Origin of the sequence: Gilliamella sp. ESL0443, from assembly GCF_019469165.1 — a bacterium.
Lineage (GTDB): Bacteria > Pseudomonadota > Gammaproteobacteria > Enterobacterales > Orbaceae > Gilliamella > Gilliamella apicola_E.
In genome coordinates this window covers 1,520,519-1,533,569 of sequence record NZ_CP048263.1, presented here as the reverse complement: position 1 = coordinate 1,533,569, position 13,051 = coordinate 1,520,519, and the positions used below count along the sequence as shown (strand labels likewise).

Sequence of the window (13,051 nt, the reverse complement as noted above, 5' to 3'; positions counted from 1 at the left end):
ATCAAACCCTAGTTTATCTAGGGTTTTTTCTCTTATATCTCTCAAATTTCATTATAAATATTAGTTATTCAATTCTAATAAGAAACAAGTTAATTCAATAATATTGATTTTTTTATCGTTGTTTAGTGGCTTTTTTTATGGATGTGACTGTAAATCATGACGCAATGTTCAACACTATTTCATATAGCAACACATTTTGAATGTTCTCATAAAATTATTACTTTGCATCTAATTTAATCACTTCTCCTTTTTATCATTAAAAAATGCTAACCAATAAATTGGCCACTGGTTTTTAGATAGTAGATTGTTAACAGCATAGGCTATTATTACCAGAGAGATGGAGCCTGAAAGCACGGGGAACAATAAAAAACTGAAATCGTAATTAACCTGACTTGCTGTTAATAATATAACCAACGGATTAGCACCTGCAGGTGGATGTACACATCTTAAGAATTGCATTGCTGCAATAGCACAACCCACCGCTAAAGCAGTAATAAAAATTGAATCACCAAATAATTTCAAAAATATAAGACCAATAAATGCTGATATAAGATGCCCAAAAATTACATTCCTTGGTTGTGCAAGAGGAGACTGAGAAACAGCAAATAAGATAACACATGAAGCTCCAAACGGAGCCATAATAAAATAGCTACCAGAATAGATAGTCAGATATTCCAGAGTTAAAATTGCCAAAGTTCCGCCTAACAGTCCTTGAAATAAATCAAGTAATTTAGGTCTATTAGGTAGTTTTTCACTACCCCAAAGAAAGAATTTCATTAATTGTTTTCCTTATAAGTTATAATATATGAATAGAAAATATGAACAGATCTGTACACAAAATTGATAGTAGTACAGATCTGTTCACTTTGCAATTTATTTAGGTGATTTATTTTGAAAAAAACAGATGAATTAATTATTAAGACAGCAGAAAAACTGTTTTATCGAACTGGTTTTTCTAGTGTAGGAGTAGATGATATTAGGGATATATCAGGATGTTCTAAAACAACTTTATACAATCACTTTGGAAGCAAAGATAAACTTATCGTAGAAGTGTTAAAACATAGAGACTCAATATTTCGTTCAAAGCTTGAGGATTCTATTAAAGGACTCAATGGAAAAAATGCTATTTTGGAAATATTTAAATGGCATAAAAAATGGTTTTCTGAAGTGGATTATAATGGCTGTTTATTCATGCGAGCAGTTGAGGAAATGCGTGAAACCTTGCCTTGCGTATCAGATATACTTATGGAGCATAAAGAATTTGTTAGACATCTAATTTATTCAAAACTTGAAGATTATTCATATAAAGAGTCTTTGACAAATAAACTGATGGTGATTCTTGAAGGATTAATTAATATTAGTGTAGTGTATAAAAATGATAGGGATCTTAATGATCAGATTGAACAAGATACCATTAATTTAGTATCAGAGATGATGAATAGGAATTAAGAATACAAATTAAAAATGTTTAATTGAAAGTAACTGTCAAATCAGAAAAATAATAATTTTCGAATTCAATAAGTGCATTGTGTGAAATGATGGATACTGATCAAGGTTGTTAAACCGCATTAAATTTACTATATCAGAAAGCAATCAATTGTTAACTCATTATTATGATGCCACTACAGAACCTATTACCAATGCAAAATCCATAATTTATGCATTTAGGGGAGGTTGAATAATAGAATTTTATCTTATGATCCTAAAAGGATATTCAATAGTAATGCTTACCAATCAGGTGACGCGGTAATGGTTGGTAATGCGTGTGAGTTTATACTAATTTTGTTAGCATTAACCTCGAAAAATAACCCATTAAGCGAACAAAAATTGATGGATAAAATAGAAGATCTGATTATCATCAAAACAAATCAATTCAGACCAATTTAAACCAATTTTATACTCATGATTTATTTCTTTGATGCTCAAGTTAGTTTGTTAATGTATAAACAATACTATCGACAGAGATCCTAATCATTGAAAACCGCCAAAGATAGTTGAATTAAAATGGTTTAATCAGGCTATTATTTTTCTATTCAAAGTAATGTTTATAAAAATAAACATTAAATTTAGAAAAAATCATTGTCAATTCATGAGTAAGATAAAACAATTTTTTGTGATTAAGTTACATATTAACATCAAATCTTTGGTTTATTGGATCTTCAATTAAGCATTAGATAAGTCAATTTTACTAATTAATAGTTTTAGTATAGGTGTTATTATAAAGGTACTAACTACAGCCATTATCACTAACATGGTGAAAATTTTTTGAGGAATAATATTTAATTCGTATCCGACATTTAATACAATTAATTCCATTAATGCTCTGGTATTCATAGAAAAACCGATAATAAGAGCATTAATATGACTTTCTTTCAATATTCGACTAATCAAATAAGTTCCTGCAAATTTACCAATAAATGCAATCATGCAAATTAATATTGTCTGCAATATTTCATCAACTCCATTTAATAAACCTATGTTGGTTCTAAGTCCGGTATATGCAAAAAATAATGGTAAAAAGAAAACATTAACGAAACGACCAATGGAAAGTTCCCATATATTTACAAAATTTCTATTTTCATGCAGACTAAAACCAAATATGAAACCGCCTATTATAGCAAATACCCCTAAATAACTTGTAACAATAGCGCAACCTAATACGCTAATAATGATAAAGAAAATGCAGTTATAATTAAGGCAATGATATTTTTTTATTGTTCTGGTTAGGTAAGGACTAACTATTTTTTTTCCAAATAATATTGTTAATATCAGAAATAATATTAACAAAAATATATTTTGAATTGTAGAGAACAGATAAAAACTGGATGTAACCAGTGCTGTAATAATACTTAATAATAACCAGCCAACAACATCGTCAATTGCAGCGGCACTAATAATTAGCGATGCTGTTTTAGTCTGAGAATAATTTAGCTCCATAAAAATTCGGCCTAAGATAGGAATTGCTGTAATAGACATAGCTACAGCGAAAAATAATTTAAAACTGAATATATCAGGACGAGGGAAAGGAAGTCGCTGCCAAAAAAATTCTGCAGAAAAAAATCCCAACAAGAATGGTGAAATAATCCCCGTAATACTAATCAATATAAAGGTAATTTTAGATGGACCTAATTTTTTAGAGAAATTAAACTCCATACCTATCTGGAACATCAAAAATATAAGACCTATTTGAGCAAGTCCATTAAATACAATTGTAGTTTCTTCAGCAAAAATTATATTCATTAGATTGGGAAACATCATGGAAAGACAACTAGGTCCCAACAAAATTCCAGCCAATATTTCTCCCGCTACATTAGTTTGTTTAAGAACTTTTCTAGCTATTAGAGAAATAATTTTAGAGAAAGATATTATTAGAAGTAATTGCAAAAGTATTTTGACTGTTATTAATTCAGAATCCATTATATTTATCATCCCAAAGTAGTGTTGTGAATATTTTTTACTAAGTTAGGTAACTTCCAACCTCCCAACATTTTTTCTAAAAAACAAGCTACAGAAATAGAAATGTGATCTTTCCCATGTGCACATATAGCTTGAATTGATATTGGTAGGTTATATGTTTTTGACCAAGATATAGGTATAGAAGTGGCGGGTAATTCCAGTACATTAAATAATCCACAATATAAAAAATTAAACGGAGAAAAATAGGTTTGATGATGTTTTACAGAGCTAGTAGGTAATGTAGGTAGTAGTAATACATTCTGAGGTGATAAATATTTATTAATCTGTGAACTAATTTTATTTTTTTTATATAAAAAATCGATTATCATTTTTTTCTTTTTAGGAAATTTTTCCATGATTAACATTATAATAGTACTGAACATTAGTTGTTTTTTTCCAAGCGTAAGTTTGAATAATTCACTTAGTAAACTTCGATTTTCGTTTACTAAATAATGAATATTTAATTCTTCAGTAATTTGAAATATTTCAAACCATAATTCACAGGCTTGATATAAAATATTATTACCTAAATAAATGGTTGTTGCACCAGCACTTTCTAGTAACTTTACACTTGTTCTTAAGGCTGTTTTGACTTCTTTATTCGCTTTTTTGAGTAAAGGATGAATATTAAAGTCTATACAATAAATCTTTATTTCATCAAATGAAGATAATTTTCTGAAATAACTAAATTTATTAGTAATATTCTTATCTTTTCCATCTGGACCACTAATAATACTAAGTATAGGAAATATATCTTCAGCTTTTCTACATATTGGTCCTATAGAAAAAAAACGAGCAATGAATTGGGATTTTTTATAATTAATCCAGTAATTATCCAAAGGTAAATGACCTGTCATTGGGATATATTTGCTTGAAGATTTATGGCCGAAAACACCGCAACAAGCTGCAGGAATTCGAATCGAGCCGCCACCATCGGTTCCTAATCCAAAAGGTACTCCACCACATGCAACAATAGCCGCATCACCGCCACTACTTCCTCCTGAAGTATGATGTAAATTATGAGGATTATTTGTTCTTCCATAAATTAGATTGTTACATTCAGGCCAAAGAGCAAGTTCAGAAAGATTTGTTTGCCCTATAATTATTGCTCCAGCATTTAATAATCTATCTACAGACGTTGCATGAGAATTGGCTATATGGTTTTTACGATATAAAGAGCCACTAGTATTTCTTTTATCCTTCACAGCAATGCTTTCTTTAACGGTAAAAGGAACTCCATAAAATATTTGTTGTTCATCTATTTTGCGACATTGGTCTAATTTTTTAGCGTAAAGTAATGCTTCCTCAAAATGTTTGCAAACAATCGCATTAATATATGGATTACAATATTGAGAACGTTCGATATGAGCGGAAACAACTTCGTATACAGATAGTTGTTTGGTTTTAATTAAGTTTGATAGTTTTAACGCACTCATATTTAAACATTCATTCAACATTCTATTTATCCCCCAAATTTTCTTTAGAAAATTTTAAAAAATCTCCATTTTTGCCAAATGGAGATGCGTTAGGATGATTATCTGGATTATATTTAACTAGATCATGCGAGAATATAGAAATAATAACCATTTTTAATAAATCGCAACTAGTTTCTTTTAGAGATAATAAAAATGCATAGCTATGTTCTTTATTCAATTTCCATTTTATTTTTCTCATGATTTTTAAACGTAATACCATAGAGCGATAAAAGTACCGAATCAATAATTTCTTTCTTAATTTTTCGTCTGCCTTATATAATTTGAATGGAATATTATCAGAATAGAAATTAGGTAATGTATTCAAATCTATATATTCAGTTTGTTTTGATAAAATATTTAGCAAATAGCTATAAGGATAGGCTGCTAATTGTTTTTTGTCCCGATTGAAAATTTTTGAAAAAGCATTTATGTGTTTTCCATCTAAAAAACCACCATTGATGAATGAAGGTAGAAGAACATGAAAATAAGCCATATTATTGATTAGTAAGGTCCAAGATAACTTTACTGGGTCATGCATAAATTCATACCAATTGCTCCATGTATCTTGTAGTTTTAATATTGCTTGAATATGCTTTTCATGAAGCGCAACATAAGATGAGGATAATTTCCCTTTCTTATCTTTTTCTATTATGGATGCAACCTGACAAATCATATGAGAAACATAGGATAATCCTAAGCTGTTAATTGGATCGAATAGAAAAGCTGCATCCCCGATAATGAACCAACCTTTTTCAGAATAATATTGCTTAGATTCATACATATAATTACGATATGTCACTATATCATCTATATTATTATTTTTATAAATATCACCACTACGAACTAATTCAGCTATTACTGGATGATCTTTTTCTATAATAGATAGGAAATCACTTATATTTTTAACTCTTTCACTTCCTAATTCAGGACGATAGGTATAACCAATACTCATCATTGTTTCACCATTTGCACCGCGCATAGGAATCATCCAAACCCAATATGCTTTACCGTAAAAATGATGTGTCACATAATAAGGGTTATAACAAAGATGGCTTATACGAGAAGCATCGATTTTTTGCAAAATACTTTTGTCAAACTTGATCAGTCGAAACCAGAAAGAACTTCTCTGATAAGGAGTGTCTTTATGTAATCCTAATTTTTTTGTTAAAAATCGATTTGTGCCGGAAGCATCAATTAACCAATTTGAAGTTAATAATAATTTTTCGCCTGTAGTCATTTTAACATTTATACTGTATTCTGAATTGTTTTCTTCTTTCATGTAAACATCTTGGACAATTCCTTCAATAACAGTAATTCTTTTTTGCCTAATAATATTTCTTAAATCTTTATCAAATGTAAATCGGTTTAAATTATAAGCAGGTAATCTTATGACACCAGGTGCTTCATGGATTACATATTTTCGATCAGAATTTATATCATCTGATTTAAAATAATAGGTTAATCCATATTTATGATAGTGATTATCTTCTAACAAACTACCTAATCCTAATCCTTCAAAAAAATGGGTAGATAATTCAACAGTTGATTCTCCAACGATAGCTCTATTATTATCCGATTTACCAACAATTGTTATTTCAATATTAGGTAACTTTTTTATAAGGTACAATGCTGCCAAATTAGCAACGATACCATTACCAATAATAGTTAATTTATTTTTTTGCATATTAAATCCTAATTATTTAATAACAGTTTATTAGTAATTTTGTAAAACATTTTGTAATTCTGAAATATCTACTCGTTCCATATAATTGACATTGATATAAGAAAAAATAATCTTCTTATTTTGATCGATGATATAAGTAGCTGGGATAGGGAGCTGATAATTGTTATCACCATTAAAATCAGGTAAATCTGCACCTAAGTTTTTATAAAGAGGTCTAATATTATTTGGTAATGTAAATACTAATCCATACTTTTTAGCAATTTCATTGCCCTGATCAGATAGAATAGTCAAACTAATATTATTATTTTGACATAGTTGAGAACTGATTTCTGTTTTCTGAGGAGATATAGCTAAAAAATGAGCTAAAATAGATTTATTTTCTGTAACTAAATTTTTTTGATAATGTTCTAATTCTTTTAAGCAGAATGGGCACCAACTACCTCTGAAGAAACTAATAATTACTGGTTTTGTTTTGAGTAACTCATACAAATTGACGTTACTTTGATTGGTTGATTTTAAAGTAAAATCAGGGGCAGTATCGCCGCAAGTTAATGCATTGATATCTAGTTTTTGGCTCAACATTTCAGATAACGAAGAACTCATAATGTTTAAAACGTCTGCAGGTAATTGAGTTGCCATTGAGTGTTGTATTTCGGTTAGTTCTTTAATTAGTTTCATTTCGAATTTCCTTTTGAAATTTTTGTTGGTTTAATAGACCTTAATGCTCGTTTAATAATACGTCGGGTATAAAGAGACGGATTTTGATGAGTCCATTTATTACAAAGAGTAATAACCCAATCGGGTTGGCTTTTACTCGCATCATTAAGCCAATTTGAAATAGAATCCTGTACATATTTTTCAGGATCATTATGCAGTATTTCTAAAATAGCCAATGCTAACTCTGGTTTCTCTTTTAATGCTTTAATATGAGAACTCCATACTCCTCTCGGTCGAATACTTTCGATAGCAAATCGCCGAACGTAAGGATTAGAAGATTTAGCCCATTTTTCTAATATTGTGATTGATTGTATTAAATTGGCTTCTAATTGCTCACGTAGTGCTAACCAAGCCCATTCCCTTACTCCAAAATGTTCATCTTTAGCGAATGGCATTATTAAACGAAGTCGTTCTTCAAATGAAATTTGGTATTTTGAATTGCCAATAACAAAACATCCCCAGCCTCGTACTGTATCGGAAACATGATGATTAAAATATGTTAATATTTTTTTTAATTCTTGTTCAGATAAGTGCTCAATTAGTGTTGTAGAGATTAACTTCATCATATAAGTAATACTAGGTTTGCTATTATTATTAATTTGTTCTAATAATGCGTCAGTATTTTTATTAGTATTACTAAAATACTGATTAATGACGACAGAAAAAAGTTGTTTTTGATCAACTTTAAGACATTCATTAAGAACTTTACTTTGAATTAATCCTTGATTTAAAGCTTGATAACGTTTCATTATTCATACCTACCTGGTGCAATAATGTTATTAGTATCAATGGTACGTCTAATCATTTGGAATAAATGATGATATGTTTTATTTCTAATAAGCGTTGTATCCATCAAATTAGCGTTCAATCTATAGGGTGTAAATCCTAACTTTCGACCTTCAGTAAGAAGCTCCTTATAACAAGAAATTGCTTTTTCTTCTTCAATAAGATCAGATGTCCGATATAAAATAGGTAAAGTACAGTCAAAAGCAATGGTAGACATTGAGGTAAAGGTTAATGCTGGATCAATGTTATATTTAACACATGTTTCTGTTACAAATTTGATGTAAGATTCTACATAATCATTTTTTATTGGAATTATTGGTGAATACCATAACAAGCCACAACCATCTAAGGCTGGATCTAAGCCATAGCTATGCTCGTTTTCTCTATTCTTATAATATGATAATCTTAAGGATACTTCAGAAGGTATACCATCAAATAAGCCTATAATATCTTTCAGCTGGTACATTTCTGTTTTTAATTTTGGAAGTAGCTTAGACGGTAATAATTTAGAACATCTAGATATGAATCTTGCTTTTTTAACAGACAAAAATAGAATTTTTTTAGTGATTTGTTTGAGTGAATATTTTATCTGTTTTTTTGTCGCTTCTGCATGCTGTTTTGTACCATATATAGTTCCGACTAATATCCAGTCTGAGTATTTTTTTTTTGAACAATCAAAATAATCTTCACTCATCATCGATACACGTTTTTTGTGCATTAGATTGATGCCTGCTATATTGCCTCTAGCTTCTATTAACAGTTTTCTGATAATTGGAATAGCGGCTGTAAATTGCTTATCTTTTACCTTACAAATAAAAGTATTAATTGTTTCAGGTTTTCTTTCTACGAGTAAGGTCATTTCAGTCACAATACCAATGTTACTTTGGGCAAATAAACCATCCAAATAAGGACCTAATCCCCATTTAAGTATGGGGGTAAAATTATTTTCTAATAATGGTGACTTATATATTTCGCCTGTAGGTAAAATTGCATTTATTCCCATGACAGATGCAAAATGATCAGTAATAGGTGTAATTCCATATCCTCTTTCTAAGGCGTTACCAACTATACTACAATTAGGACCTGCTCCAGTAGTGGGGACTAGAAATGGATAATTATTTTTTGAAAAAAAATCATACAGTTCTTGTTGAGTAACTCCAGACTCTATTGTTAATAAACCTAATTCTTCATCTATACTTATTTTCTTTAATTTCTTAAGACTAAGAACAACTCCTCCTGAAAATGTAGGTAATGAGGTACCATATCCCCAGTTGTGCCCTGAACTTATTGGATATAAGGAGATTTTTAATTGATTAGCTAACTTAACAACTGCTTGAATCTGTTGATGATTTTCAGGTTCAATAATTAATTTAATCTGACGTTTAAATGTGGATGTGTCAGTGTTATAATTTGCCATTTTATTAACGTCAGAAATTATGCAATCCTTAGGAATAATACTCTCAAATGCTTTAATTAGTGTTTCCATATTAAACCTGGCTCCTTAGCCCATTTAGGCTTAAAAAGTATTTAAGCATGTAATAATCTTTTTTTTGTTGGGAGTTAAATTGTAAAATTCTATTTTTGATGTCCTCTTTTTGTTTCTTCGTGATAGCGTGAGATGGGCTTTTAATGACTACAATAATATGAGCAGGTCGGGTGTAATATATATCTATATTTTTGCCTAAATATTTTTGAGAAAACGTTCTAAATGTTTTTACTTTAAATGCAGCAATTAAAGAATTTTTATAATCCTCTTTAACATATTTATTTTGCACTGTTGATAAAAAGAAATTTATAGTTTCTACTCTATTAACTTTACCAAAATCATATATATATAGTCGTTTTTCAGATTTTAATAACCGGTTAATTTCTATAAATAATGATTCTAATGACTCAACTGAAGGAAGATGATGCATAGCCATTGAAGAAATAATGACATCAATACTTTGAGATTTTAATTTAGTTATATTTGTAATGTCGTCACAAAGAAGTTCTATATTTTGTATTTTATTATTTAAGATATTTTTCTTTGCTTGTTGCAACATATTAGTCGAAAGATCTACACCAATAAACTTTACATCGGGATTCAACTTAGCTAAGATACAAAGCAAATTACATGGACCACAACCTAGATCTGCAACAATATCTCCAGGTTTTATAATTGCACACATTTGAGCAATTTGATAATAATATACACCAAGAAGTACTCCTTCCTGACCCTCTATATCATAAGCCTGAATATTTAGTGCTTCTTCCATTAACATTTCTGGTTCAGCTTGTCGTTTAAAATTTGAAATAAATAACATTTCTCTAATAATTGTGAGAAATAATTTAAATAACATTATTGTTTTCCTTATTTATACTGAATTTTAAAGATGGATATAACCAATAGATAATTTCTTTTTGTTTTGAAGTCAGCGATTTATCATTAACACCACAATGTTGGAAATATTTTTTAATGTGAGATTCTTTCCAAATTGGTAAGTAAAAAATATCTTTTTCTTTAGCATTATTAATATTTTCTTTATTGATATTTTTTTTTAGAGAATCTTTCACTTCGAGAATATTGGCATTTGTATCAAATAATTTATTGTTATTCAGAATATTAACGGTTTCTCTTACATTCATAACAAGGGGGATTGAGCGAGCACCATTAAGAGAATCATATTTTCTTTCTTTACCAATTTGTTTGAATTGGAACATTGATAAATAGAAATTATAACTTCTGGGATGAACTGATATTAAGACACTATCTATTTTTTTATAATCTTGTAAATAAAGAAACATTGCTTTATATAATAAAATTGTTATTCCTTTATTCTTAAATTTGCTATCAACAGCAAAAGATCCTATTTCCGCTAATCTTGCTTTTTTGCTCATTCTTTGTAATTTGATGTCATCGAAATGCACATTCTCAATGGGCAGTCCAATAGGAGAGTCTTCAATAAGAGCAATAGTTCCAATAATTTTATTATCTATAACTGCATTAAATAAAATATTTCGAGGAAGCAGTAAGTAAGGAGAGAAATAAAGATGGCTATCGTTTTTTTCAATTAAACCTTTTGTTGAGTATTCATTATAAAGTAATCTCATTGCACCCAAATAGTCAGGAAATGAATTAACCATTCTTATACTCAAATTATTATCTTTATAACTTTCTAGTAAATGAGATTGAAACCTAAATCTCTTTTTTCTTTGATTAAAAAACGAATTCATAAATATTCTTTCTGTATTTGTTAAATATTTTTGTATATTTTATTTAGTATTTTATTAAAGCTATTCATCTCGTCTTCAGTTAGACTATTCGTCATTTTTTCTATCCAAATACTGTGTTGAGATAGAACTTTTTCTACCAATTGAGCTCCCGAGTCTGTAAGTGAAACAAGGTAAATTCTTTTATCGGCATTAAAGTTTTGTTTTTGGATTAAGCGATCCTCAACTAAAGAACTTATAAGTGTTGTAGTTGAAGCTTTTTTTATACCTAATAATTTAGAGATATCTTGAAGGGGTAGTTTTGTATATTCTTTAAGCAATACTAGAATAATAAATCGGCTTTCAGATAATTTAAATTTTAATAAACGCTGAGCACATTGTTGATCAATTTTTTTTGCGACAGATAATAGAGTAAAACATGTCTTTATTCTTCTCAAATTAGTTTTTTTTTCTTTTTCTAAAACTGTACAGAATGAAAGATATCTTTCGTCTAACTTCATTTTTTACATCCTTTAACAAAAATATTTATAATTTTTGGTAATTAGTAAGGTACCTTACCAATATGTATGACATAGTATATATTACTTAAATTATTGTCAATTATTTTCGAATAGATAGCTTTGATTTTGGCGAAAGAAATGATAAAAAGTACTTGATGAAACTTTATCTAATAATATGTGTTTAAGTTGTTTTATAGACACCTATTCAACACATAACTAATTATTTTTTAACTAAGAGTTTATTATTTATTTGAGAAGTGCCTTAAAAAATAGTTCCCTTTAATCAATAAATTTGCGTGATATTTAACTTGAATTATTTTACTGTTTGATAATACCTTGAATGCAAATAATTAAGAACCAATTTTAGTTCGAATATAATTATAATAACATTGACAAATTATTCATTTATTCTTACGTATGTTTTTTGAATACTGTAATACGAAAAATCAATCAAATAATCCTATGAAAAACAATAAAAATATTTTATTTTCAATCTATTATCAAATGACATAGCACTTGTAGCAAAGAAAGTTGGTAGTTTGAGTTATTAATAAGTTAATATTTTCAAAAATATTTCGTTGTATAATGCTTATAAAATGATGAATTACAACCTAAATAAATGAAAATGTGATTAGTATTAGAAATTTTTAGAGAAAATAGCTGGTATAGAAAAAGTCAAATGTGAATCAAGTGTAAGTAGAACAATACATTTTTTACAATTATTATGAAAGAGAAAATTAATATTAGTCGTAAAAGATTATCATTTCGATATTTCTGCACATATTCGTTATGATTATACTAATGCTTGTTAAAATAAATTATACCTAATTACTTCATTAAAAATTATATATAGTGTCTTTTTCTATTAAGCATTACTAATAGTGTAATAAAATTATTCAAAAACATTAAGGCTATATGAAGGAAGTAATAAAAATATATGGTAATACTCACCTCTGTAATTTTGTTATTTTTATAATTTCATGTTTTATATGAATAAGTTTTCATGGTTAAAAGCATCTTATTAAATTTATTTGAAGATTAAGATTTTGCAGAGTCTATGTTTTTGGATTGGGGGAGAACAAGACAAGTGGAGTCTTATCTATTTATATTTTTGCAATGTATTTTATTAAAAATATAGCATTTCTAAGTAATTAAATTTCTTGATTATTAGTCATCGCAAGCATGTAAATTTCTTTATGTAGTTTATTATGATTACATTA

Annotated in this window: 12 protein-coding genes; 2 read left to right on the top strand and 10 right to left on the bottom strand. The window is 28.4% G+C overall.

What is annotated here, in order from left to right:
- Nucleotides 1-237: 237 nt before the first annotated feature.
- The gene (locus tag GYM76_RS07000) at nt 238-777 is read right to left on the bottom strand and encodes an HPP family protein (RefSeq protein WP_065562153.1); all 540 of its coding nucleotides are present in this window, start codon (nt 775-777) and stop codon (nt 238-240) included.
- A 114-nt stretch (nt 778-891) separates the two neighbouring features.
- Between GYM76_RS07000 and GYM76_RS06995 the strand changes: the two genes are divergently transcribed.
- Nucleotides 892-1,449 (top strand): TetR/AcrR family transcriptional regulator, encoded by a 558-nt coding sequence (locus GYM76_RS06995; RefSeq protein ID WP_220225015.1) that lies wholly within the window; start codon nt 892-894, stop codon nt 1,447-1,449.
- Nucleotides 1,450-1,674: 225 nt separating this feature from the next.
- Entirely contained in the window at nt 1,675-1,887 is a 213-nt protein-coding gene (locus GYM76_RS06990) for a hypothetical protein (protein WP_220225014.1), read from the top strand.
- Nucleotides 1,888-2,163: 276 nt separating this feature from the next.
- Here GYM76_RS06990 and GYM76_RS06985 read toward each other — a convergent pair whose 3' ends face one another.
- Genes GYM76_RS06985 through GYM76_RS06945 form a run of 9 tightly spaced genes read right to left on the bottom strand, consistent with a single transcriptional unit; the run spans nt 2,164 to nt 11,831 of the window.
- Nucleotides 2,164-3,417 (bottom strand): cation:proton antiporter, encoded by a 1,254-nt coding sequence (locus GYM76_RS06985; protein ID WP_220225013.1) that lies wholly within the window; start codon nt 3,415-3,417, stop codon nt 2,164-2,166.
- A gap of 8 nt (nt 3,418-3,425) precedes the next feature.
- Nucleotides 3,426-4,913, bottom strand: coding sequence for an amidase (locus tag GYM76_RS06980; RefSeq protein WP_220225012.1), 1,488 nt, complete (start codon nt 4,911-4,913; stop codon nt 3,426-3,428).
- 1 nt (nt 4,914) lies between these two features.
- The gene (locus GYM76_RS06975; RefSeq protein WP_220225011.1) at nt 4,915-6,615 is read right to left on the bottom strand and encodes an NAD(P)/FAD-dependent oxidoreductase; all 1,701 of its coding nucleotides are present in this window, start codon (nt 6,613-6,615) and stop codon (nt 4,915-4,917) included.
- Nucleotides 6,616-6,645: 30 nt separating this feature from the next.
- Nucleotides 6,646-7,293, bottom strand: a complete 648-nt coding sequence (locus GYM76_RS06970) for a peroxiredoxin-like family protein (protein WP_220225010.1) — start codon at nt 7,291-7,293, stop codon at nt 6,646-6,648.
- Nucleotides 7,290-8,081: a DNA alkylation repair protein gene (locus tag GYM76_RS06965; RefSeq protein WP_220225009.1), complete on the bottom strand. Its 792-nt coding sequence runs from the start codon at nt 8,079-8,081 to the stop codon at nt 7,290-7,292. The genes GYM76_RS06970 and GYM76_RS06965 overlap by 4 nt, the downstream gene beginning before the upstream one ends.
- Nucleotides 8,081-9,604, bottom strand: coding sequence for an FAD-binding oxidoreductase (locus GYM76_RS06960; protein ID WP_220225008.1), 1,524 nt, complete (start codon nt 9,602-9,604; stop codon nt 8,081-8,083). The genes GYM76_RS06965 and GYM76_RS06960 overlap by 1 nt, the downstream gene beginning before the upstream one ends.
- Before the next feature lies 1 nt (nt 9,605).
- Nucleotides 9,606-10,460, bottom strand: a complete 855-nt coding sequence (locus GYM76_RS06955) for a class I SAM-dependent methyltransferase (protein ID WP_220225007.1) — start codon at nt 10,458-10,460, stop codon at nt 9,606-9,608.
- On the bottom strand, nt 10,450-11,334 hold the full coding sequence (locus GYM76_RS06950) for a GNAT family N-acetyltransferase (RefSeq protein ID WP_220225006.1): 885 nt from the start codon (nt 11,332-11,334) through the stop codon (nt 10,450-10,452). Before GYM76_RS06950 ends, GYM76_RS06955 begins: the two co-directional genes overlap by 11 nt.
- 20 nt (nt 11,335-11,354) lie before the next feature.
- Nucleotides 11,355-11,831 carry a MarR family winged helix-turn-helix transcriptional regulator gene (locus tag GYM76_RS06945; protein ID WP_220225005.1) on the bottom strand — a complete coding sequence of 159 codons (477 nt, stop codon included), beginning with the start codon at nt 11,829-11,831 and terminating at the stop codon, nt 11,355-11,357.
- Between the last annotated feature and the right edge of the window lie 1,220 nt (nt 11,832-13,051).

Coding starts and splice junctions, on each gene's coding strand:
- GYM76_RS07000 (WP_065562153.1), bottom strand. CDS start 777: ATGAAATTCTTTCTTTGGGGTAGTGAAAAACTACCTAATAGACCTAAA.
- GYM76_RS06985 (WP_220225013.1), bottom strand. CDS start 3,417: ATGGATTCTGAATTAATAACAGTCAAAATACTTTTGCAATTACTTCTA.
- GYM76_RS06980 (WP_220225012.1), bottom strand. CDS start 4,913: ATGTTGAATGAATGTTTAAATATGAGTGCGTTAAAACTATCAAACTTA.
- GYM76_RS06975 (WP_220225011.1), bottom strand. CDS start 6,615: ATGCAAAAAAATAAATTAACTATTATTGGTAATGGTATCGTTGCTAAT.
- GYM76_RS06970 (WP_220225010.1), bottom strand. CDS start 7,293: ATGAAACTAATTAAAGAACTAACCGAAATACAACACTCAATGGCAACT.
- GYM76_RS06965 (WP_220225009.1), bottom strand. CDS start 8,081: ATGAAACGTTATCAAGCTTTAAATCAAGGATTAATTCAAAGTAAAGTT.
- GYM76_RS06960 (WP_220225008.1), bottom strand. CDS start 9,604: ATGGAAACACTAATTAAAGCATTTGAGAGTATTATTCCTAAGGATTGC.
- GYM76_RS06955 (WP_220225007.1), bottom strand. CDS start 10,460: ATGTTATTTAAATTATTTCTCACAATTATTAGAGAAATGTTATTTATT.
- GYM76_RS06950 (WP_220225006.1), bottom strand. CDS start 11,334: ATGAATTCGTTTTTTAATCAAAGAAAAAAGAGATTTAGGTTTCAATCT.
- GYM76_RS06945 (WP_220225005.1), bottom strand. CDS start 11,831: ATGAAGTTAGACGAAAGATATCTTTCATTCTGTACAGTTTTAGAAAAA.